25 protein-coding genes are annotated in these 24,754 nt (G+C 33.4%); 7 read left to right on the top strand and 18 right to left on the bottom strand.

Going from position 1 to position 24,754, the window contains the following annotated elements; all coding sequences use genetic code 11:
* The first annotated feature begins 81 nt into the window (after positions 1–81).
* Positions 82–1,125, top strand: a complete 1,044-nt coding sequence (locus Q0V26_RS02725) for a hypothetical protein (RefSeq protein WP_297476577.1) — start codon at positions 82–84, stop codon at positions 1,123–1,125.
* Positions 1,126–1,205: 80 nt separating this feature from the next.
* Here Q0V26_RS02725 and Q0V26_RS02720 read toward each other — a convergent pair whose 3' ends face one another.
* Entirely contained in the window at positions 1,206–1,541 is a 336-nt protein-coding gene (locus Q0V26_RS02720) for a hypothetical protein (protein WP_297476576.1), read from the bottom strand.
* Between the two features lie 380 nt (positions 1,542–1,921).
* Between Q0V26_RS02720 and Q0V26_RS02715 the strand changes: the two genes are divergently transcribed.
* Both Q0V26_RS02715 and Q0V26_RS02710 read left to right on the top strand, forming a co-directional pair.
* Complete coding sequence (locus Q0V26_RS02715; protein WP_297476574.1) at positions 1,922–2,413, top strand: CreA family protein; 492 nt, start codon at positions 1,922–1,924, stop codon at positions 2,411–2,413.
* Positions 2,414–2,701: 288 nt separating this feature from the next.
* A complete protein-coding gene (locus Q0V26_RS02710; RefSeq protein WP_297476572.1) occupies positions 2,702–4,270 on the top strand; it encodes a DUF4832 domain-containing protein in 1,569 nt (522 codons plus the stop codon).
* Between the two features lie 72 nt (positions 4,271–4,342).
* Here the strand turns inward: Q0V26_RS02710 and Q0V26_RS02705 are convergent, their stop codons facing one another.
* The 15 genes from Q0V26_RS02705 to Q0V26_RS02635 form a co-directional block, all read right to left on the bottom strand.
* Complete coding sequence (locus Q0V26_RS02705) at positions 4,343–5,242, bottom strand: hypothetical protein (RefSeq protein WP_297476570.1); 900 nt, start codon at positions 5,240–5,242, stop codon at positions 4,343–4,345.
* Between the two features lie 105 nt (positions 5,243–5,347).
* Positions 5,348–5,782 (bottom strand): hypothetical protein, encoded by a 435-nt coding sequence (locus Q0V26_RS02700; RefSeq protein WP_297476568.1) that lies wholly within the window; start codon positions 5,780–5,782, stop codon positions 5,348–5,350.
* Entirely contained in the window at positions 5,782–6,891 is a 1,110-nt protein-coding gene (locus Q0V26_RS02695; RefSeq protein ID WP_297476566.1) for a glycosyltransferase family 4 protein, read from the bottom strand. The genes Q0V26_RS02700 and Q0V26_RS02695 overlap by 1 nt, the downstream gene beginning before the upstream one ends.
* A 53-nt stretch (positions 6,892–6,944) precedes the next feature.
* Entirely contained in the window at positions 6,945–8,150 is a 1,206-nt protein-coding gene (locus Q0V26_RS02690; RefSeq protein WP_297476565.1) for a glycosyltransferase family 4 protein, read from the bottom strand.
* 14 nt (positions 8,151–8,164) lie between these two features.
* Entirely contained in the window at positions 8,165–9,388 is a 1,224-nt protein-coding gene (locus Q0V26_RS02685) for a glycosyltransferase (RefSeq protein ID WP_297476562.1), read from the bottom strand.
* Between the two features lie 3 nt (positions 9,389–9,391).
* A complete protein-coding gene (locus tag Q0V26_RS02680) occupies positions 9,392–9,892 on the bottom strand; it encodes a hypothetical protein (RefSeq protein ID WP_297476560.1) in 501 nt (166 codons plus the stop codon).
* A complete protein-coding gene (locus Q0V26_RS02675) occupies positions 9,880–11,271 on the bottom strand; it encodes a capsular biosynthesis protein (RefSeq protein ID WP_297476558.1) in 1,392 nt (463 codons plus the stop codon). Before Q0V26_RS02675 ends, Q0V26_RS02680 begins: the two co-directional genes overlap by 13 nt.
* Positions 11,272–12,480 carry a capsular biosynthesis protein gene (locus Q0V26_RS02670; RefSeq protein ID WP_297476556.1) on the bottom strand — a complete coding sequence of 403 codons (1,209 nt, stop codon included), beginning with the start codon at positions 12,478–12,480 and terminating at the stop codon, positions 11,272–11,274.
* The gene (locus tag Q0V26_RS02665; protein WP_297476555.1) at positions 12,477–14,576 is read right to left on the bottom strand and encodes a polysaccharide biosynthesis tyrosine autokinase; all 2,100 of its coding nucleotides are present in this window, start codon (positions 14,574–14,576) and stop codon (positions 12,477–12,479) included. Before Q0V26_RS02665 ends, Q0V26_RS02670 begins: the two co-directional genes overlap by 4 nt.
* A 15-nt stretch (positions 14,577–14,591) precedes the next feature.
* Positions 14,592–15,131, bottom strand: a complete 540-nt coding sequence (locus tag Q0V26_RS02660; protein WP_297476553.1) for a polysaccharide biosynthesis/export family protein — start codon at positions 15,129–15,131, stop codon at positions 14,592–14,594.
* A gap of 1 nt (position 15,132) precedes the next feature.
* Complete coding sequence (locus Q0V26_RS02655; RefSeq protein ID WP_297476551.1) at positions 15,133–16,467, bottom strand: outer membrane beta-barrel protein; 1,335 nt, start codon at positions 16,465–16,467, stop codon at positions 15,133–15,135.
* A 3-nt stretch (positions 16,468–16,470) separates the two neighbouring features.
* Positions 16,471–17,886, bottom strand: a complete 1,416-nt coding sequence (locus Q0V26_RS02650) for an undecaprenyl-phosphate glucose phosphotransferase (RefSeq protein ID WP_297476549.1) — start codon at positions 17,884–17,886, stop codon at positions 16,471–16,473.
* A gap of 326 nt (positions 17,887–18,212) precedes the next feature.
* Complete coding sequence (locus Q0V26_RS02645) at positions 18,213–18,503, bottom strand: molybdenum cofactor biosynthesis protein (protein ID WP_297476548.1); 291 nt, start codon at positions 18,501–18,503, stop codon at positions 18,213–18,215.
* Positions 18,504–18,712: 209 nt separating this feature from the next.
* Entirely contained in the window at positions 18,713–19,246 is a 534-nt protein-coding gene (mog, locus tag Q0V26_RS02640) for a molybdopterin adenylyltransferase (RefSeq protein ID WP_297476546.1), read from the bottom strand.
* A 105-nt stretch (positions 19,247–19,351) separates the two neighbouring features.
* Positions 19,352–19,798: an isoprenylcysteine carboxylmethyltransferase family protein gene (locus Q0V26_RS02635; RefSeq protein ID WP_297476544.1), complete on the bottom strand. Its 447-nt coding sequence runs from the start codon at positions 19,796–19,798 to the stop codon at positions 19,352–19,354.
* Positions 19,799–19,935: 137 nt separating this feature from the next.
* Between Q0V26_RS02635 and Q0V26_RS02630 the strand changes: the two genes are divergently transcribed.
* The 3 genes from Q0V26_RS02630 (at position 19,936) to Q0V26_RS02620 (ending at position 21,415) form a co-directional block, all read left to right on the top strand.
* Entirely contained in the window at positions 19,936–20,442 is a 507-nt protein-coding gene (locus tag Q0V26_RS02630) for a M48 family metallopeptidase (protein ID WP_297476543.1), read from the top strand.
* Between the two features lie 40 nt (positions 20,443–20,482).
* Entirely contained in the window at positions 20,483–20,833 is a 351-nt protein-coding gene (locus Q0V26_RS02625) for a hypothetical protein (protein ID WP_297476541.1), read from the top strand.
* Between the two features lie 159 nt (positions 20,834–20,992).
* Positions 20,993–21,415 carry a DUF3010 family protein gene (locus Q0V26_RS02620; protein WP_080155523.1) on the top strand — a complete coding sequence of 141 codons (423 nt, stop codon included), beginning with the start codon at positions 20,993–20,995 and terminating at the stop codon, positions 21,413–21,415.
* A gap of 69 nt (positions 21,416–21,484) precedes the next feature.
* Here the strand turns inward: Q0V26_RS02620 and Q0V26_RS02615 are convergent, their stop codons facing one another.
* Complete coding sequence (locus Q0V26_RS02615) at positions 21,485–22,039, bottom strand: rhodanese-like domain-containing protein (protein ID WP_297476537.1); 555 nt, start codon at positions 22,037–22,039, stop codon at positions 21,485–21,487.
* Positions 22,040–22,135: 96 nt separating this feature from the next.
* A complete protein-coding gene (locus tag Q0V26_RS02610) occupies positions 22,136–23,731 on the bottom strand; it encodes a DUF4832 domain-containing protein (RefSeq protein WP_297476535.1) in 1,596 nt (531 codons plus the stop codon).
* A gap of 162 nt (positions 23,732–23,893) precedes the next feature.
* On the opposite strand from Q0V26_RS02610, the gene Q0V26_RS02605 reads away from it, so the two are divergent.
* Positions 23,894–24,739, top strand: coding sequence for a mechanosensitive ion channel family protein (locus Q0V26_RS02605; RefSeq protein WP_297476533.1), 846 nt, complete (start codon positions 23,894–23,896; stop codon positions 24,737–24,739).
* Positions 24,740–24,754: the final 15 nt, after the last annotated feature.

The following is a 24,754-nucleotide window of genomic DNA, read 5'->3' as shown; positions in this document are numbered from 1 at the left end:
ATGCTTCCAACACGTTACAATTATTACTGCATTATAAAATAATACAACGCATATACGCGATCGATACTATCTGGAACAAATATGGGCATAAAAGTTAATAAACGTCAGGGACAGCTTCTTAGTGATACGATCACCCAATGGCAGCAACAGCAACTTATTGATACTCAACAAGCTCAGCAGCTGCGTCAGAGTTACCACGTTATTAGTTTTGATTGGAAGCTCCTCGCCGTCTATTCTTTTTGGGTTGCTATCGCCTGTTTTATTCTTTCCGTTATTTTATTAGTGGCCGATGATTATCTCATAGCATTAGTCTCACGCCTCATTAACACACCAACAAGCGTTTTAACGGCATTGAGTACAGTACTTGCTGGACTATTATTTTACTTTGGCGTTAAACGCCGCCAACGCTATCCAGAAAAAAACGTCAGTAATGAAGCCGTGTTCTTCTTCGGCATACTCATAACGGCAGTAGCAAGTGGGTTTCTCAGTCACACCACTTTAGCATTACATTGGCATGAAAGTATTTTCATACTCATCCCGACGATGGCTTATGCGATTATCGGGCTTCAACTTCGCTCTGTTTTAGTATGGCTATTTGCTTTATTCGGTATTGGCTTATGGGTATTAACTGAAACTTCTTATCTTGCGCACGATCATTACTTCTTCTGGGGAATGAACATCCCATTACGGTTTATTTTTGTAGGAATGCTGATTGTGGCGTTAAGTACGGTCTTTAAACCGCATACTCGATTCTGCTTTGCTAAAGAAGCTACTTTGTTTGTTGGATTGATTTATTTCTTTAATGCGTTATGGATGCTAACTATTTTTGGTAACTATCACAGCCTACAAGCTTGGTCTCATGTTAAACAAATCGAGCTATGGGGCTGGAGTGTGGCAATGTTTTTTATCACTATAGGTGCAATTTTTTACGGTATTAAAAACAATAATTCTTTAATTCGTGCTTTTGGCATTATCTTTTTATTTCTGTGTCTTTATAGCCGTTATTTTGAATACTTCTGGGACACGTTACACAAAGCCCTATTTTTTGCGATATTAGCATTAAGTTTTTGGGCAATAGGTAGTCGAGCAGAAAAAATTTGGCAATTAGGAAACAAAAAAGAATAAACAGCCGCTGTAATAATAATCATTCGCCAGCGGCATTAAAGAGGATTTATCGAACTGAAGACAAAAAAGCAGAGTTATCACTATCTAACAGCGTGTTGTTCTAAATTATATAGTCGAATTTCATGTAACACACGCTCAGTTAACATATCATTCATAGTCTTTCGCATTGACTCCTGCATATCAGAAATAACAGGAAATACATTTTGATTCATTTCATCTAAGCAATTTTTAGACACTTTCATTTTCAAATCAAACTCAAACGAAGCAAGTGTTAAAAATTTTTCCATTCGCTCGATAACAATGTCAATCATGTAACTATCAGCACCTAAATCTAACAATTCCTGTTCAACAATTAATTCTAACGGCGTACGATCGCGAGGCTGTTCTTTTACTGGAAACACAAGAATATTTGACATCATATCCTCCTCATAATCAGTAATAATCATCCGTTGATAATTATTATAATAACAATGCTGTTACATTCATCCTATGTGTAATTTTAGCAATTGAAAAGACTATTTTTAATATAAATTATAATTTAAGGAACATATCTGTTTTTAATCTGTAAGATAAAACCAATGATGATACCTATTTATCAACAACTTAACTAAAAATAAATCTTGCCTATAAATCTATAATATTTATTTTTATCACACTTACCTGAAACAGATTTGTTGATGAAAAACACGATTTTTAAAAAGTGTATAATGAAAAAGATCAAAATTTCGCGTATAACTTAGCACAATAATAACAAATTATAATTTAAGTGAGATTATTCATTTAACAGGGAGTCTATATGAAAAAATTTTTAATAGCCGCAAGTTCTCTTGCTATCGCATTAACACTAAGCGGCTGCTCGGATAATGAAGTAGGCGATGTTTCTTTAGGAATGTTTACCACTAAAGACATTAAATTAAATACATTAGTCGATCCCGTCGTTCCTGGCGTTACGTGCCATATAGCAAGTATTGAAGCCGATTTAAGTCTAGCTGATCCTTCTGATTCTTCTATTTCATGCCGCCAAACAGGTGAGATAACACCTGAAATGATCGCTAATATTAATAAATCAAAATCAGGTGAAGTAGTATTTAAAAAATCTAAAAGTATATTTTTTAAATCAATGAAAATACGTCGAATTTATGATCCTCAATCAGAAACATTGATGTATTTATCATATTCAACCAAAACAACAACCGGCAGTTATAAACACAGTTTATCAACAGTACCATTGTGGGGAACTAAAGCTTACGTTGATCATACGCCAGCGTCGGCAACCAATATTCAATAATATTGCATTATCGCTTCTTATCTATCTGATTTAGAGGCGATATATTGCACCCACCCTTCAGTTTCAAATATATAAAAAGTCAATAATGCCCCCAGAAAGCGTTAATCTAATAACCGCATGCAACATAATAGCAACATTTCACCTGCAAACAAAATTATCATTATTGAAAAAATGTGATTTTGATTCCGATAATAACCCTTCTCTATTAGTCTTTTTTTGGCATAGTTCACACAATAATAATACATATTAACGATGTTTAATTATTTAACATTCCACGGATGAATAATTATGCTAACAAATACTAAAAAATCGATCGCTTTCAAGATACCTTCCCAATCAATCACTCTGTTGGCGAAAATTTGCTTACTAACGTTTACAACTTTACCATTAGCTAATATGACGATAGCACAAGAGATAACCCAAATAAGCACACCAACAATTATCGATAATATATTAATCAATCCTGATATCGGTATTACTGATCATCAATCATTTAATATTCATGGTGATCCATGGTGGAACAAGCCAAGCCACCCAGAAACCTCTGTGGTTTATTTCCGTTGGTACTGGGAAGAATTGGAACCCAAAAAAGGTCAATATAACTTTCAACTCATTGACGACACAATTAATCAAGCTGCCGCATTAGGTAAAAAAACAGTTATCCGATTTATGACAATGGCAGGAAAAGACGAGGTTTATTACAATCCGTCCCCTAATGAAGGAAAAAAAATACTAGGTGTTCCTTGCTGGGTAAAAAAACAAATAGATAATAATACAACAGGGGACGATTGCGCAGACGACAATCACTTTGTAGTCGATTATAAAAATCCTATCTTAAAAAATAACTTACAACAGTTCATTACCGTGATGGGAGAACGCTATAACAAGAATAAGAATATATTACGTTTAGATATCGGTTTAATTGGTACTTGGGGAGAATGGAACCTAGCATCACAAATGGGTTATCAACAGCCAACACTAGGTCACCATGGGTATGGTACAAAAGATTTAATCCCCTATATCAAATTAATGCAGAATGCGTTTCCGAACAAACAACTTTCTATTGATTTGACATCAACTGATGATGATATTACTAGCTATGCAACCAAACGTGGTATTGGCTGGCGTGCCGATTGTATTGGAGACTGGCAACCCAATTGGAATCATATGGAACAAGGCTATCCAAGTACCATTGAACACATACAAGGCAATGGTCATAATACGAATGAGCATGCTGATCCCTATTTCCTTAATCGTTGGAAACAAGCACCCGTTGATTTTGAAGTTTGCCAAGACCTCGATTATTGGGCAAAAAATGAAAAAATTTACACACTTGATAATGTTAAAAAGACGTTTGACTTTGCCCTTGATTCACATGCCTCTTTATTTAATCTAAAGTCAGGTAATGTACCGACGATCTATAAAGATCTTGTTAATGATTTCATTAAGAAACTCGGCTATCGATTTGAACTTTCATCCGTTGAAATAAGTAGCCGTTTTATACCAACATCACCCATAACTATTATTTCAACATGGCAGAATACGGGCGTAGCGCCTAGCTATAATAACTACCCTGTAATGTGGCGTTTACGTAACGCTGATAATCATGTTGTCACCTATCTTTCAACCGACAACGATATTCGCACATGGTTACCCGCAGAAAACCGTGATGCTAGCGCACCAACGTATAAACAAACGAATACCTTTTATCTACCCGCTAATATTAAACGTGGCAACTATCAGCTAGATGTTGCCCTTGTTGAACCCTCAACGACAACGGCTAAAATTAAACTGGCCATTGATGGGATACTTGATGATAACTGGCATCATATTGATACGATAAATATCAAAGAATAAGTACTAAAAAGCGCCTATTCATAATGAATATGGCGCTTTCTCACTTAAGCATCTTAAGCGTGTAAATACTATTTATTTACTAAAATAAGGAATTTCCTTACCAAACTTAACCATAGCTAAATAATTAATTTTTCTATAAATATTACTATATTTAGATAAAATATTTTTTGAGTCAATAACGGTCATATTGCCCCAGTATGACAATGTATGAATACCATCAGAAAATGGAGCAACAGGCATTACATCTTTGAAAAATTCTTCTGCATAAACGGTTTTTGATAGCTTCGTAATATGCATCACTTTTAAGCTGCCACCATATGTTACGGCGCAGTTTTGACAAATACGATAATAATTATTATCACGATCAACGATCGGCCCACCATTACGACCAAAAGCTTTATCATTTGCGATAGGAGAACAAGGATGAGGTTGATAATCACCTAATAAAGTATCTGCAAAAAATAACTTTTGCTTAAAAGGCTCGTCAGAAGTGGAGGTAAACAAGTAAAATACACCATCAACTTTTTTTATACAGGTATCAATATATTTACCACCACTAAGTAACGTTTTTATCTTCTCAAATTTAATACCATTAAACTTATACAATGAAATTTCATGCAAATCTGACGTTTCAATAATAGAATATAATTCATTTTCCTCTTCAAATATAAAAGGAAATGATTTATGCCCTACAATTTTATTTACATTTTCAAAAAAATCATAACGTTTACCATTAAAATCAACACATTCAATTTTACCATTACCATGAGAGTAATCAAAAATCTCATATGCAATATAATCTTTACTGTTTAATGTAAATATAAATGGATCAGCTTCAAAATCTTTATCTGTAAAATTAAACCAATGAATATCATAGGTATTTAAGCCATTGATAATCACATCTAATGGATTTTCTCTAATTAACCCAATACGCCAAAAATCTTGATCCGTAAACTTCACCACCCACTTCATATTATTTAATTCCTTATATTATCCTGTAAAATATAGAACACATATAATCATAAAAACATTAACAACTTAATAGAATATTATACTTTAATAAGAAATCCATTATCACTATTGTAAAATATGTAATCTAAAATAATCCCAAATCCCAAACGAAAAATGCTTAAAAATATCGATTCCTAATGCAGACTTAATTAAATATAAAGCTAACACAGCAGATATAAATACAACACATAGCCCAAAAACAATGTGGATTGCTTTAATAATAGTAATAATCGGCATTTGATGCCGAGGTGCTGTACGACGATCTTTACCTAATAAAAATACGGCATAATAACGCCAACGTCCAATACCAATAACAGGACGAAAATCAATATAGTGATCATTATAACCACTATTAATCGCCACTGATTTTTTAATTGCAGCTAATTGCTTATAATCAAATGAATTCAAAACCTCTGTAGGTATCGTGCTTATAACACGATTAATAACATCTTGTTGAATTTTAGTATACTTATCGTATGAATCAACTACATCCTCATTCATTACAATTGACCATTTTCTGAGGCTAAAAAAACATCATAAGTCTGCTGTGCAATTAATTGCCAATCATATTTTTTTAAATATTCAAAATAACAAACTAATGGTTGATCTATTGTCATCGTCAACAATATTGCTAATTTTTGACTATCTCCGCATGGAAAATAGCATTTATGATCCAAATGCACAGCCTTATTAGCCGGAATATCACTAACAATAACAGGTAAAGAAAATGACATTGCTTCTAATAAAGCAATTGGTAACCCTTCACTAAATGATGGTAAAACAAATGTATCTGCTTGCGAGAATATACTATGTAATTCCTCTCCAGATAAAAACCCCGTTAATATAACGTTGTCCATCTCTCTTGCTGTATTTTTTAACCGATAACTGTATTCTGTTAAATGATCACTATCGCCAACCAATACTAATTTTTTTTTGATACCGCTAAGTTTATAAGCTTCTAATAAAACGTCTAACCCTTTTTCTTGAGAAAAACGCCCAACGGCAATAATATAATCTCGCGGCTCAAGATCATACTTAGTTAAATAGTTATTGATCTTACTCTGTACAGGTAATTGTGGAGGGTTAACACCATTAAAAATCAGATGGGTGTCACGACCATATTTTTCAATCATTAAATTTTGCATAAAATCAGAGATAACAATAACCTCTGATGAATAATTTATTGCCCATTTCTCGCCAAGACGAAAGATAAATTTTGCTAATTTACCCCATTTTTGATGATCATAATTTTGGCTATGGTGTGTAAATACTACTTTTTTACCAAATAAACGTAATAAAGGAATAACTAAACCAGAACCAATAGCATGCACATGTACAATATCAGCACCTTCTTTTATTGCGTAAAAAGCAGCTAAAAGTGAATGTAAAGGAGCCTCTAAAGATTTATTTGTCACTGTAGGTAAGGCTTTTAATTTAACACCTCCATACACACTTTCTGAATAAGGAACATAAGGTTTACGGGCTGTTACCGTTATATCTAAGCCATATTTTTTAACTAATAGAGGATATAACGACTGGCAATGGGACTCAACACCACCAGGTACATTAGGTATACCGCGCGTACCCAAAACTAAAATAGATTTATTCACAATATCATCTCTTAAAATGTCAGCAATTAACTGGCATTTATTATTAGGGGAAATTAGTTAGCTAAAAGTGATTGATATAATTTAATCAAATCTCTTTTATGCGTATCTAATGAATATTTCTCTAATAATCGCGCCCGCCCTTTTTTCCCCATTGCGATAACTAATGCTTCATCATCTGCTAATAACTGCATTTTAGCGGCAAGGTCATCGGCATCACCAGGTGCAAACAAATAACCCGTTTCAGTATCTAATACTTGCTCGGGAATACCACCTATATTGGCTCCAATCACTGGCTTTCCGTAGCTCATCGCTTCTAACACTGACATAGAGCAGTTTTCATTCCACTCTGATGGCACAATAACCGCTTTCGCATTTTTGATAATATCAGTCAATGCCTCTCCAGTTTGAAATCCTAATAACTCAACATTATCAAACTGTTGTTTAATATGATCAAACATCGGCCCAGTGCCTAATACTTTCAGTGGTGTATTGCCCTTAAGTTGGCTATGTGCTTGTGCTAAAGTCACAATACCTTTTTCTTGAGTTAATCGACCACAAAATAAAAAGTATCCCCCATCGTTACCAATACCGGTAGTTGATGCATCAATACCATTGACGATCACATCAACATTTGCTGATGGAATTTGACGTAAAATCATTAATTTCATAAATTCACAAGGCGCTATAAAAGCATCTAATACTTCATAGCTCTTCATCATACGATGATATACCGCCTCTAATGATAATAGTATGCTTCGCGGCCATGAGCCATCCTGCCACTGGTATTTAAATAAATTAATATTACTACCCGAGATCCAATCTAAGTCAATATTCTCACCAGCAGCAAGCATACTGTAATTGGGGCAAACAGACTTATAATCATGCGCAGTTAATACTGTTTTACAGCCTAATTTTCGTGCAATCTTGATCACGGATGGTGTGATTTGATGATAAATATTATGGAAATGAACAATATCAGGTCGCTCAGCTTTAATTAGCTTTTCAAATTGATCACATGCATATTGATTATGTACAAAATTCACTGCAACTTTAATATTATCAAAAATAGAATGTTTACCATGATAATCAACATTATCAACAAAAAAATCCGTATAATCTGATGGAATATTCTTTTCATGCTTCATTGAAAAATCAATAACTTGATATCCTGCTTCTTGCACCATATCGCGTTCTTGAAAGAAAACAGTCTCAGCGCCACCATGTGGGAAGAAAAATTTATTAACAAATAGAACTTTCATTAAATTACCAGCCATTATGAATTTTTTTGATTAACGACATTCTTAATATCAGCAGCAACTTGCTCACCAATAAACGCGTAAGAACGGTTATTTTTAATATAATTATATCCAGCATCTAACTCTGTTTGTGTCATTGGATGCTGTGCCAACTCAACCATTGCAGCAGCATAGGATTGGCTCGTTCCATCAGTCACTCGTCCACAACTCGATTGTTCAATTACAAATTGTTGATCAGGTGAATCATTACAAATCATGGCTTTTTTAAGTGCCATATACTCCATAGCTTTGGTCGGTGTTGATACATCTAGCAATAACCCTCGATTCATAAAACCAATCACCATATCGACACCTTTAAGGTATGCCCACGCCTGCTCTGTTTGTACCCAACCCGTAATATGAAAATCATCACTCAATTCCATATCATTAGCTGTTTGTTGTAAAAATTCGCGATCTTTCACCACTTCTGAATCGCCAACAAAAAGTAATTTAAGTGTAGGCACGGTAAGTTTAGCTTTTTTAAATGCTTCAATAATAACGTCAAGTTTGCGAAGTCGATCAAGGCTACCTAGATAACCAATAACAGGAGCATCACCCCATTTTTGTATTTTTATAGCATCAGTATTAGCAAAGTCATCGATCTTTTCAAAATCAACCCCCATTGGCACAACCATCATATTGCTTTGTTCAATGCCTTTATCTTTAATGTAATTAAGCATGAAGTCACTTTGGACATAAACACGATCTGAATGCGGTAAAATAATACGATAGAGGATAAACTCCTCAAGCAAACCACGCGCTAAAATAATAGGACGCTTCCAGCTAGATATATTTTCAGTCTGATCTTTCGCACGCATAGTGCGACTTTCAGCATATAAAAACGACACCCAATAGGTATAAGGTAGCTTGATTATTTTAGCGATCACTAAACAAATTAAGCCCACCCAAACCATGTCACGTACTTGAATTAATTGAAAACCGTCTTTTTTTGCGCTAAAAGCTAACTTTGCAGCATTAAAGAAATAAACTATTGAATCTAAATAACGATTAGCTGTTTTTTTACTCGTTTTTAAGGTACTACTCTCGGTATGAATATTAACAGTTTCAGTTTTAGGCATACCTACAATAGTGGTATTCACACCCTCTTTTGGTAGTTCTTTCGAGTATAAAACATCAACATCTGGACGATAAGATGGTAATTCTTCAGGTACAAAGTTAATCACATTTACTTTATTATCCATCAGTTAACCCTCATTTATTTGTTTAATCACTTTTGCAGGATTCCCAACAGCAACCGAGTTTTTAGGTATGCTTTTCACAACAATTGCTCCTGCACCAATAATTGAATTATCGCCAATACTCACGTTACCTAGCACAACCACACCAGGGCTTAATTCAACATTATTGCCAATAACAGGTGATACATGCAGACCAGAAACAGGATCAACTTTATTACCTATCGTGACATTATGTTTAAGCATCACATTATCACCTAATACACTATCAGCATTAATTACAATATTCTGAGGGTGATGCAATATAAATCCTGCACCAATCTTTGTTTTTGGTGATATATCAAGTCCACAAATAAACTTTAGAAATTTTAGAATAATAACGTTAAGAATGAATATTTTTTTAATTATTCCACAAGTATAATATAAAGATGCTAACCGAAAATTAACAATAAAAAATTTAGATGTTAAACCAGAATTTAATATTAGCTCTTTTTTTATTAATTCAAGCATATCAAAGCCCTTTTTTTTGTTAAGGTTGCTTTACGAATAATCATTATTGCACCTAATACAAAATAGAACTGAAATTGAAATACAGGTATCAATGCAAGTAATGGTGAATAAGGCAAAGTAAGTAGGCCTGCAATAATAAATCCAATAAAAGCAGGTTGATAGGATAACAATTTAATATCTGCTTGTGATAAATTCTTAATCGAAAAGAATGGCTTTGGCTTTGATCCTTTTAAAATAAGAAATACAATCATTAATAATAATCCGATTCCGACAAGACCAATTTCCCATAAAAAAATGGCTAATGCTGTTGAGCCTAAACTTAATTCAAACAACATCGCAATATAACCAGGATCGGCACCACCAGCATTTGAGCTATTTAGACCATAACCAAATAACTGATTTACAAGACCATGAATATCAGAATGGTATGACCAAAATGCTAATGCCGTCACACGCCCTAATTCATCTAGGTTACCATCAAGACCAGCAACGATAATTGTCGGATCAAAAATATAACCAATATTTTGTAGAAAAATATCAAAAATACTCATCGAATGTGATTGATATTGACTTGAAAAACCTAATGATAAAATAGTTATTATTAATGATAATAGAATAAAGATACCAGCAATAGACAAAATAATTGTTTTAAAATCAATGACTCTAACTTCTTTAATATAGCTAGATTTAATATAGACATAAAGTAAAAAGAATGGAGCTAGTAGCGTAACAAACTTCACTTCAGCAACGACACAAATAATAAAACCAATGGCCAAATGCAGTACTAATGACCGTAAATTTGCAACACCATGCTTATATTCAGATAGTTTCATCATCATAATTAGCAGCGTAAATAGTCCCATTGAGGCTCCATTACCACCAGCGACCATACTACCGCCAAAAGTACCAACGACAGAATCCCATGAATCCATTTTTCCTTGAAAAGCCACACGAGCAGGAACAACGACTAAAGCTTGATACATTACCAATGGTATTTGAGCATAGAACACCCAATATAACTTTTGAGTGATTCGATACAATTGCGATTCACGACAAAAACCAAGGATCAAACAAGGTAATAACAATGATATGCCTAACCCGTTTTTAATACCTGCAATAGTGGTTTTTAGCCCTTCTTGCATCAATGTAGTCGTTATCGCTAATACAAAAAAACCGATAAAAAGTACAAGTATTGCTACTTCAAGCTGATCAAGTTGCTCATAATTATAACGTGTTTGTAATGGCACCAGCACAACCATTACCATCGTCATAATAAAAGGTAACCATAAAAATGCATCAATATCTGAAAAATATTGAGCAGTTCCACTAAAAATGAGTGTAATAAAAATATAAGCCTGAAAAAAGGTGCCTGTATTCATTTACACAACACCTTCATCACGTAAAATAATGGCATGTTTATTAATTTTAATATAAATCACTAAGTATCTTCCTGCCGTTAACACAGTGAAGACTAACAATGAAACTGCATAGCTTTTATATATTAATGGCATTATTAAAAATGCTAATACAACGATTGCTAACTGCTCACATTGAATTCGCAAAAAATAATTAGGCGTGCCAAATATTAATTCAATAACAGTCATTGGCACAAAAGCAAGCATAGCAAATACATAAGGCAACATTAAACGCGAGGTTTCAACAGACTGTACCCATTGTTCACCAAGTACATGTTGCGTTAACCATGGATACACAAAATAAATACCGCTAACAGTCAGCGTTGCTATCGCTATTAAAAATAATCGCACTTGCTTAAATTCAGCGTAATTAAATACTTTATTACGGAAGTCCTCAGACCATTTAGAGAATGTATAATTACGTACTGATTGCCCAAGAATAAGTACTGGTGATAAACAAAAGCGGTTAACAACAGCAAAATAACCTGCAACTAATGGACTAAACCAATAATTAATAAGTACAGTTGGTAACTGTAAGCTTGCATTAGCGACAACTTCAGCGGTTCCTACTCGAGATAAATGATTCCAATGTTTAATAAAAAAACGAACTTGGGTTGTAGGTAAAAAATCAGACTTACAAAAAACATTAAAATCCAAACACTTACACAACCAATAACTAATTAAGCATAAATGTGCACCAGCCCATATATAATAAAAAAGCTCAATTTTCCATGATATTAATAGTGCCAAAAATACGATCAAAGTAACTGATATTCGTTGAATCGCTAATTTACTAAACACCTTATTTCGTAAGAAAACATACTCAGAAATAATCATCATTGAATAACTGGCGGTTAATATATAAATCGCAAAAAATGGTAGCGAAAAAAAATGACTCACAATATAAATATAAATTGCACTTGTTACCCAAGATTGAAACATACAAAATACTACGGCTTTACCCAGATCTTGTTGATCAACTTTTGGTAACAAAAAATGCGAACCATAAAGCGCAATTTGGGCACCAATCATAATAATGCTAAACGTAAGTGCGTAGTTACCCACATCTGACATACCAAATCGGTATGACATGAAGAGGATAGTAAACGCAGCTATCAATTGCGAAATAACGGAAGCGCCACCTAACGTAGAAGCCCCTTTTATTAAACTCATAAAAGAACATCCTTTGGTGATGTAACTGCTATATTCTCATTTGATTCTAGATCTGATTCACTAACTTTGTTCAATACACATCCCAACACCGTTGCTTTATATTGCTTAAGTTGATTTATCGCAGATACAGATACATTAGTACTATTGCAATTAGAAGCAACCACAAACAAAATTGCATCTGTAAGTTGGCTAATTAAAACAGTATCTTTAGCATCCGTTACAGCAGGTGTATCGATAATAATATAATCATATTCATGCCGTAGTTCAGTACATAGAAGACTTAACTTATTATGTGTTAATACTAATAATGGAGAGCAGGTTGTATCACTTCCTACGGTTAAAATATCAATACCATGATGATTAACAATCACATCCTGCACTAATACATTATTATAAAGAATATCAGTTAAGCCGCCATTATTAGCATAGCCGAAAGAATGAGTAATACTTCGATGGCGTAGATTCATATCAATCAATAATACTTTACTATCAATAGCTATCGCTTTAGCAACTAAGGTCGATACTAATGACTTCCCCTCTCCCGCCGTTGCCGATGTTACAGCTAATATTTTAGCATCAGTATTAAGTAGCAATAGTTGACTACGAATACCTAACGATGCTTCATCTAATGTTGAAAATTCCACACTATTATCAACCACTAATTGAGGGGTGATCGATTGAGGATATAACTTGATCTCCCCAATAACTTCAAGTCCTAAGCGTCGTTTTATTTCATTAATAGACATTACCCTATTATTTAAGGCTGCCATTACAATGACAAACAAAACAGAGATCAGTAATGACATAATAGCGATAACGATAATTAATAATTTTTTATTAGGTTTTGTTGGCTTCAATGGCGCTATCGCACTATCAATCGCTTTTGCCGTAGGTTCAGCAAATTGGCCACTAACCTGTGTTTCATTCTGGCGTTGTAGTAATTGATTATATAATGTACGTGTTTGGCTAATATCGTCCATTAAATTGTTATATGTTGTCTTTTTCTCACCTAATAGCTGAAATGCATTTGTCCGTTTATCTACAGCAGTTTGTAATTGATTTTGCTTAATTATTGCTGATTGATATTGCTCTTTAATCCCTTCTGCTATTTCATTAATCAAGCTAGTTGCTTGACGCTGAAGAATCTTCAGTTGTGATTGCGCTTGAATCACTTTCTCGTATTTAGGCCCATAACGATGTTTAAGATCTGCAAGTTGCGATTTCTGCTCTATAATCATCTGCCGTAAATTTTCCATCTGCGGATGACGAGAAACATCAGGAATAGCAGCTAATGCATTGAATCCTTGTTTTTTATAAGTCGTCACAACATTATAAAGCGCTTCTAGATTTACTCGCTGAGCAGTAGCCGTTGCTAAATTATCCATCAATAATGATAGCTGTTCAGTTTGAAAACCATCAACACCACGAAAAGTAATTAAATCTTCAGTTTTGAGGAATGCATTCAGCTTAGCTTCTTTAGCTTTCAATTGATGATTTAGGTCACTTACTTCTGTTTTTAATAATGATGATACATTTAAATTAGCATCTCGATTATCTTCAATTGAATAATTAACAAACACTTTAACAATATCATTAGCAACAGCCGCTGCATCTTTTGCCATTGTTGACTCAAAACCAATTTCAACCAATTGTGTTTTTCGAATAGGTGATACCGTCATATGCTTCAATACATACTGAATGCTGCGTTCTTTTTGTTTCGCTAACGTATCCAGTTTGTCATTTTTATTACCAATAAACTCACGATTTTCATACAGCTTTAAATTATCAACTACTCGTGAAATCACACGACGAGATTTTAATAATTGATACTGAGTTTCATAATATTCTCTACGTGTCGAATCAAAATCAACGACTTTATCAAATGTTGTTGGATTAGCGAGTTGGGCCTTTAACAACACAGTGGCATAAGCTTCATATTTTGGCGTTAATTTTAAAATAAATGGAATCGATATTCCTGTTACAATTACAACAAAAGCTAAAATTTTCCACCAATTTTTTTTTGTTGATTTAAATAAACGTGAAAAATCAATAGTACTTTCTAATTTACTTCCTTCTTCAACAAATAATGAACTCATCGATAATTACCCTATCTAGAAAAAACTTTGATCAATAATAACTATATCACCTGGAGAAATAGCCTGAGTTACAACAACATCTTTCAAAAGTTGCCCATTTGAGCGACGAAGATTAATATCACAACGATCGGCACGATCAGTGAATCCTCCTGCGACAGCGATAATTTTTTCTACAGTTAGCCCCGGTTGATATTCATAACTACCTGGCGTTTTAACTTCACCAGAAACATACACCGGACGAAACTCAAGCATTGAGATAGTTACCATTGGATGGTTAATGTAACCGTCTTTCAGCCTATTACGAATATCAATAGCAACTTGATTGGGTGTTTTCCCTGCCAACTGTAATTTACCAATCAGCGGATAAATTATATTACCACTACTATCAATGATCACTTTCATTGACAAATCAGGTTCATTGAAAACTAAAATTTGAATATGGTCACCAGCACCAAGTAAATAATCATCACCTACTATTTTCGATGCCGGAAATGCACTAGTACTCATAAATAAACTAACAGTTAACACCCAAAGAATAGATACTATTTTCTTCATTTTAAATCGCCACCTTAACTGATAAGCTAAATTGATTCTTTTCATAGCCTAAATTTCTAATATATTGTCTAGGAATAGGTTTTTCATTAATAAATACTGCATCTGTATTCAGGCTTGAATAAAAAAGAGCGTATCTATAATCAAAATTTACTTCTATTTTTGGTCTAAATAAATAACTTAACCTTAAATCAAAATAATGATACTTATCCTTTCTATCTCGAATATGATAACTATCATTGAGATTCTTATAAGAAAGATGACTAGATATATTCGCTAAAAACTGATGATCCCATGTAATACTATTTTCAAAAGATTGAACAAAGTCACCTGTATTTTCAGGTTCTTTTACTTCACTTTTTGACTGTATAAATAAAGTAGAATAATCAGCAGGTTGCCATTTATAAGAAACATTCCAATTTACACCTGAAAAATCACTACTTTGCATTGTCTTTTGTACTCTAGACACGGTTGCTTCTATTTTTGACTTTCCTGTTATTTGACTAATAAATGAAAGTGCTGTAATTAATTCATCATTATCACGCTGATAATCTCTATAATTATATTTTTTATATATCAGCTTATAATCAAAACGAGTTCTATCTGTATATTGATGCTTAAATGTTACATTAGCATCTGTTTCTGTCATATTTTCATCATTTAAATATGTATTAAAAGCAGATGTATAACTACTAAGAATATCATAATCTAATCGTTCTTGTGATAAATCAAAAACGAGATTACCTTTAGCACCTTTAGCACCATAGATATATTTTACATTTGCTTTTTTATTTATTTTTTCAATTGGTCTCGTAATATTAAACAGATCAAATGTCGCCGATTCTTGTGACGGAGAATCATCAGAAAAATAAAAACCATTTGTAACACCAGTTCCGAGAGCTTCATGCCCAATATCATAATTCACTAACAATTCTAAATGGTGCCGAAAACCAAGTTCCCAAGTAAAAATACCTGTTAGATTATGATCTTTATAATTTTGATCACTTTTTCCCCGATAACTTGAGACGTCATTATTATATTTTTGATAATTACCAAAATAATAAAAACCAAAATCTTTTGTATTTCGCTTACCAATGATAGACATCGAAGGATTTAAAAAATAAAAATCTGAACCAATAATATGATCATCGTGTTGATTAAATACATTATCATCAAAACCATAGCCAGCATTGATTGATGAAGAAAATTCCAAACCTAAAAGAGAATCTATATGCTTAGACTCTTGAAAAGTACTGTCAGCATTTACAACTAAACTGTAAGTTATACAAAGATAACTTACGAGCAATAAATGAATATTCTTCATCTTAAATAAAAACATAATTTAGTACGCTGTCTCACTAACAAATCCTTTAAAGATCGTTAATAAAATAATCTTTAAGTCTTTTGATAATGTCCAGTTTTGAATATATTGTAAATCATACTTAATACGCATTTCCATTTTATCTAAAGTATCCGTTTCACCACGGAAACCTTTAATTTGAGCAAGACCTGTAATGCCAGGTTTAACCTTATGACGTAACATATATTTATTAACGAGAACTCGATATTCTTCATTATGCGCGACAGCATGGGGGCGAGGTCCAACAATAGACATACTACCTTGTAACACATTAAAAAATTGTGGTAATTCATCCAATGATGTTCGGCGAATAAAGGCACCAAATTTAGTTACACGAGGATCATTTCTTATCGCTTGGGTGACTGTTGCATCATTTTCCATGACACCCATAGAACGAAATTTCCATACTTGGATTTTTTTACCACCTAAACCATAGCGATCTTGTTTAAACAATACTGGACCTGGAGAACTACGCTTGACACCAATAGCGACAACAACCAGTACCGGTGAAATTAATAAAATAATAATAAGACTAATAATAATATCTTCAATGCGCTTCAATATCCCCCCCATACCTTCAAATGGAGAGCTAAACACACTAAACGTTTGAACATTACTAATAGTGCGGATCTGACTGACATTTAAATCATAAGTATATAAATCAGGGACGATATACGTTTCAACAATGGTATCCGATAACAATTTCAAAATCTTTTGAATACGATTTTTTGCAACCATTGGCAAAGCAATATAAACTTCATCAATTTCATTATTTTTAACTAGCTGTACTAGTTTACCTATATCTCCACGAAGTGGTGTTTTTGATAAATAACCAAACCGATTAAGATCACGATCATCAAAATAAAATATTTCAAATTTTTGATAACGAATATCTTTTCTTAATGCATGTTCAATAGCAATACCACCTTTAGTCATACCTAATATTGCAATTCTTCTCACTCCACCTCTACGCCTTAAGAATTCACGAATAGCATAAATAACTACGCACTTAATGATAATCATGCAACTAATTGATAATATGATCCACTGCCAGACAACAGCATAAGTTAAGTTTGTATTATTAATATCATCAAATGTATTTAATTGTTGGCATAAGAAACTCCATACTATAAATGATAAAAAGAACGTTAATAATGTTTTTAATATCGAATGATAATAATTTTTACGAACAAATTCTTTATACAATCGACAATATTCACCAATAAGTAAGAAAATAACAGAAAAGAGAAAACTAGCACCTAAGCCAACAGCAGTTTCATGTATACCATGCAAGGATGTAACAAGGGTCAATAGCATATTAAGCAGTAGGAAATCACTGGCTTTTATTAATATAGCGTAACCGTCATCTGCTATTTTTATCGTTTCTGTTTTCATCATTTAAATCACCTTCTAACACTATTCGTTTCATACTTGCCTAAATAATGCTCTGCAGTAGATATATAGACGTATTTAGTTATTATACTGTAAAAAAAACCCAAAAAAGGCTAATTTTTTAACTCGGGAACAATAATAAAATATTCTAATTAGGCATCAACAAAAATAAAACTAACAGAGGGATAACACCTAAAAAATATCACTTTAAAAACAAACACTTAAAAACACCCCCCCCCCTTAATATTAAGGATGTAATGATGACCATAAGTATAAACAAAAAATTTTAATAAAATATTATCTGCTTTTATTTTTAATCATAAAAATGATAACTAAAATATTCTTGCTGATTTTACAGGGTAACTTTTCATTAACAAAGAGCCAATAATGGCCATACAGATCCCAATCAATAAAACAACAAAATTTTTATGTTGATCGACCGCGAATATATTTTCTGCATATGTATTATCATATAAATCAGAGCCAGCAAGATTAAGAAATGCGCCCATTTCAGTAAATATATGCTCTTGACCAATCATGCCAGTTAATGACATAACACTCCATAGCAGAGAAATAAAACCCAAAGAGACAGAAATAAAACCCCAACTTTGTTTAACATCCATATCCAAACCTATGTAGTGACAATTTTACGCATTCAATAATGAAATTTGCACGAGAATATTATAAATAACAAGTAAAAACAATTCACAAGGTAAATGTTATTAATATTTTACTGACCTTTATTTACGGGTTTTGTGAGCTTTATCCAAATTTTCACCAATAAAAAAAGCGATACCGAAGTATCGCTAAAATAATATCATTTACAAAATATTTATTTGTTTTTAGGACGAAATGGTTTAATGACAGTTTCATTGCACGTCAAAAATGGGCCATTCATTAAATCAATACAATATGGAATAGCTGGAAAAACGGCATCTAAGCATTCACGAATAGATTTTGGCTTGCCTGGTAAATTCACAATTAAGCTATCACCGCGTAATCCTGCTGTTTGACGTGATAAAATTGCTGTAGGCACAAATTTTAATGATTCCGCACGCATTAATTCACCAAAACCTGGCATCATTCGATCACAAACGGCTTCTGTTGCTTCAGGTGTAACATCACGCTTAGCTGGACCAGTGCCACCGGTTGTCACAACTAAACTACACTGATCTACATCTGTCATCTTAATTAATGTCGCTTCGATAATATCTTGTTCATCAGGAATGATTTTATAAACAGGCTCCCAGTCCGAGGTAAGATAATCATTCAATGTATCAATAATTGCTTGCCCTGAGATATCTTCATAAATACCCGCGCTCGCACGATCACTTACTGTTACGATACCAATTTTTGCTTTACTCATGTGTAGCCTCTTCACTTAAAATCAATCTCACATTGAATAGTAACATTTCCATCACTACCAATGGTTACCCCGTGTATAAAAATCAATAAGATGATAAATCAAATATCAAAACCATCGTCTTACTTGACGGCAATACTGAGTATATTCTTCACCAAATAAGGTTAATAATACTTTTTCTTCTGGTTTAATTTGATAGTGATTGATCACTACTATAAAGAAAACTATACCCAATATTGTTGATAATTCACCATAAATAAAAACTGCCGCAATTAACAGTAGCAACAAACTTACATACATTGGATTACGACTATATTGGTATATACCACGCGTTACTAATCGAGCGGTTTGCTGTGGTATCAAAGGGCTGATCGTTGTATCCGCCTTTGTCAAAGCTAAGACTGATAAAAAACCACTCACCACAGCAATAATAATCAATGGTATAGCAATGATCCAAACTGTATTGAATTGCCACCATGGTAATAAATAGTGGCATCCGTACATAATAATTAATGCGACTAACATGAAAATGGGGGGCGGTATTTTTAAAGCCACAGTCATCGTCCTTATACTGATAGATAAATATTTTATCATTGTTAACTTAATTTGACGTTAAAGTTATCAAATAATAAGGTTGCCTCAACAGTGGTCACCTTATAGCATGAGCATTTTGGTTAAGAGTCATATCGGTCATGCAACAACTCAAATATATTCAGGGTTATCCTGCTCACCTCGTGGATCAAGTTCAGCAATTAATTGACAAAGACCAACTCAAGACATTGTTACTTAACCGTTACCCTGCACCGCATACCATTAAAACAGAAAAAGCGCTTTATGATTATGTTATTGAATTAAAAAATCAGTATTTAAAAAAATCAGCCCCCATAAGCAAAGTCGGCTACGACAATAAAATTAATGTGATTAACCATGCATTAGGCCTACATACCTTTATTTCACGTGTACATGGTAATAAAATTAAAGCTAAACATGAAATTAGAATAGCAACTGTCTTTAAAGATGCTCCATTGCCTTTCTTACGCATGATTGTTGTGCATGAGTTGGCACACTTAAAGGAAAAAGATCATAATAAAGCTTTTTATCAACTTTGCTGCCATATGGAACCTCAATATCATCAACTTGAATTTGATATGCGAATGTACCTAACACAGGTTGAACATTTTGGTTCTATTTACAATTAAGGTTATGATACTCATCATAGTGTAATTATGAGATAACAGCATGCAACAAGATGAATTTGAAACACTGGTAAAAGAATTAGCACAACTTGATTCCGTATCAGCAATCCTTGAAATGCTAACAAACAATGAAGAGCCAGAAATTGCAGAAGCTGCGGCAGCATTAATTGGCCACTTTAGCCTCGCGGAAATCGAAGGTGAAAAACGTATTTACCACGTTTTCAGTCAAGAAAATGAACAAGGCGAACCTGAAGAATTTGCAGAATGGGTAATGAATGATGGCGATGAAATGCTACGTTTTATTGCTTGGTTCTTCTACACTACATTTGAAATCACAGATAAAGAAACATATTTAGCCGCTGGTTGTACTTACAAGCCTGTTAAGCGCAACTAAAATGCAATAACAACGCTAACGACGGGATCGTTGTTAGCGTTACTAATAGTAAAAATTTAAGTTTCAACAACAATATTAATAAAAAATTACCGCATCACTAACAGCTCACCGCTTTTTAGCCTACAATAACGACCAAAATATTATGATTCAGGTATAAACATGAAAATTTGTTCAGTTGAACTACGTAGCAACGAAGCTATTATTTGCCTACTCACTTTAGAGGGCGGAATGATCGGTATTCCAGAATGCCGAACTCAAAAGTTCATTATGGATAATTCTCTTGATAACCAAAAAATGAGAGATTTCCAATTTGCATTTAAAAAACTACTTGATGACTATAAAGTAGAGAAAGTTGTGATTCGTACACGCGAAACACGCGGAAAATTTGCAGGAAGTTCTGTCGGTTTTAAGCTTGAATCTGCTATTCAGTTAATTGAAGATCTTGATGTTAACTTTATGTCTAATGCAGATATCAAAGAAAAACTAAAACGTAACCCTATGGCTATTGATTTCCGTGCAACAGGTTTACGTCAGTTCCAAGAAGCTGCATTTACTACAGGTTATGCCTTTCTTGGTCGCTAATGACAACAAGCTGTAACAAATAAAAAGGCAGCGTTATATCAATAACGCTGTCTTTTCTCTAATTACATCCTATTTTTTAGCCATCAATTGTTGATAGCCACCATCTAAATTAATCAGTTTACAGTGACCAAGCAATTTTAATAACGATATTGCAATAACTGAACGATACCCGCTTCCACAATGCACAATATATTGTTTATCTTTATTTGGTAGCTGGCCTTGCAATATATCAGATAGCGGTAATTTTTCGGCATGAGGCACAGATCCTTGTGGATACTCATTAACCTCTCTAACATCAAGTACAGCAGGAGCATCACTTTGTTTTATGTTATTAAATTCGTCCGTTGAAAGGTGAGCTAACACATCACCAGCAGAATTTAGCTCCATTAATTTAGCGTTGCTATAACCCAACTCATTAATAATTGCTATGACCTTATCAGCATCCGTAACGGTAGCAATTACTTCAATATCCGCATTTTTATCCGGTAATAATAGTTCTAACCAATATTTAAAGTTTCCCCCACTAAACCCAACAAAAACACTGCCGTCTATATGGTGCTCTAAAAATTCATCTGCTGATCGTGTATCAATAATAATATGCTTACGATCTGTAAATATATGCATGTTTACTGTCCTACATTCAGTGCGTTTACTTATAAAAACCCAATCTATTTAGTAACTCAGGTTTAAAACAACAGTAGAAATCGTTGTAATAATATATTAAATAACATTTATCATTGTTATCTCATTCCAGCGACCTATATTATTTTGTTCTTCAATATATTGTTGACGATTTATCATTTTAGATTGTTTTTTATTCTTATCAATAACGTAATTGTTACCATTATCATCAGTAAGTTTAGTATCAATAGCCAAACTTATTTTGGCTTTTCGTGTATATATATCAACTAAACCGACATCAAGGAAATATTCTCCTGCTGGAATATTATTAACTTTAAATTTGTCAGTAATAATATAAATAGGATTTTTAGTCTCATCATTATCAGCAGGAAGCCAATTAACAATATTGGCCATTGAAGTATAATAAGCAACAATATCACCATTTATAGATCTTAAACGCCAAGTCACTGGATAATTACGATAACTGGGAGCAACACCTACATTTTCCCAGGTTGAATTGATATATATATAGTCATTATTATGTACTACATTATTTACTTCTAGTTTATTTAATTGATATCGATAACCTAATTTATTTAGAAATTGTTTAACTAACAATTGATACTGTTCTGGAATTGCGCCTGATTTAGCATTAATTAATGAAGCATGCTGCTTTAAAGCAAAGTCAAATGTTTGTCGTACCTGATTATACGTAAGGCGTTGGGGATTTTTAATATTATGCCAATCTTGTAATGAACCTTGACAAATTTCAAAATCGACCGCTGATTTTTTCCAGCGTTGATTAAATAACATATCTGGGTATTTATTTACTGATGCGTCTGTCATATGTGAAATCATCGTCGGATAACCATCTTCCATATGATTCCATCCTTTATTCCAGTCCCCTAAGCAATCAACTCGCCAGCCAAGACCCTTTTGAGTTGCATAACTAAGATAGTCGCCTTTATTGGTACCTAGCATCACTTTTGGCGTATGTGGGAAAGCTTTTATAATAAAATCAATATAGGGCTTAAGATCTTGAACCCTGTAACCATTATCTGCCATTGCTACACTTAAACTACTTTTTGAGGCGTAGCCAGATAAATTCCATTCACCCCATGAACCCACCATACCCACATCAATACGTAATAATGCTTGGTTATTATCATAGCGCTTACCTAGTGCCGATAAAAACTGTTGCGTCCTATGAATAAACAATGGATTTTTGAACATATTTACAGCTTCTTTATCGGATAAATGGCAGCTGGTTCCATTTAAGCCATGACCATATAATTCTTCTACAAGCCAACAAGGTATGCCACTACTATCTTTATTAACATCAGCATCATAAATAGGATCGCCTTTCCCTCTCAATGCCATAAAACGAATGACTACTTTCTTATTTACTGAAGCCGCTTCTTGCAAAACATTATCTATTTTTCTTTTAAGCATTGCCTCATTCAAGCTCGGATTATCTGCCGTCGTTAATTGATCCCAATACCAACGGTAATAGACTGTGCTTGTATCAGGATAAGATAGAATTGGCGTATCACCATAAAAAGGATTAGAGAGTTCATTACTAACAATTCTTTGTAATTCTGTAAATCCAATACCTGGATTTGTTAATATAGCATCACTTTTTTTAGGATAAATAACAGAAGAAGTGAGAAGCAAAGAAAGTAATATTGAGCTCATTAAATATCCCATAATAAACTAAAAACACCTAGATAGTATAAAGTGAATATGTATAATATTAAATACTATTTTTATATTATACAAAAATTAACCATTGGATTTAATATCAATCTATGCAATATTATTTAGATTAATAGTAATATCATACATATAAAGGAATTTATGGATATAATAACTGAAATATTCACCTATTTATTAACCAATAAACTTCTTTTTACTATTATAATAGTTGCAATTATTGCTCTCGTACGCCGATTTATTTTATCGCAAGTACGAGGAGATGAATTTTTCGTTACCGAAACACAACGCAAATGGATGTCACGCACTAAAAACGGGGCATTTATTTTAACTTTAGCGACTTTATTCATATTATGGCGTTTAGAAATAAATGAATTTGCACTTTCCGTCACAGCAATTGCTGTCGCTATTGTTGTCGCATCTAAAGAAATTATCTTATGTTTCACTGGCTCTATTCAGCGCGCAAGCTCTCGTTCATTTCGAATTGGTGACTGGATAGAAGTGGGAAAAATTTGTGGTGAGGTAATTGAACACAACATGATGGCAACTGTTATTCAAGAAATAGATCTGCATCATGGGCAATACCATTATACGGGTAAAACCGCCACTTTGCCGAACAGTATGTTTTTCACTTATCCGGTAAAAAACCTCAACTTTATGAAACGCTATGTTTATCATAACTTTTCAATTGTAGTAAAAGACTTTGTTAACCTTTACCCTTTGTTACCAATAATTATAACTAAAATCGATCACCACAGTGAGGATTTTATCGATGTTGCTCGCCGTTACAATAATGTGATAGAAAAACATGCTGGTGTCGACCTTCCGGGCTCTGAACCTCATATACATATCAGTAGCTCAACCACAGGCGAACAAATTGTACATTTTATGCTATTTTGTCCAACAGAACGCGCGACCCACCTTGAACAAGATATCCGTCGTGATTTTATGGAAGAATATCAACGTGCATTTCCATCAACGACGGCATAATCTGTTAATGGTAAT

This window comes from uncultured Photobacterium sp. (assembly GCF_947039875.1).
Lineage (GTDB): Bacteria > Pseudomonadota > Gammaproteobacteria > Enterobacterales > Vibrionaceae > Photobacterium.
The sequence above is the reverse complement of the archived record's forward strand: the minus strand, read 5'-3'. Positions and strand labels throughout refer to the sequence as shown.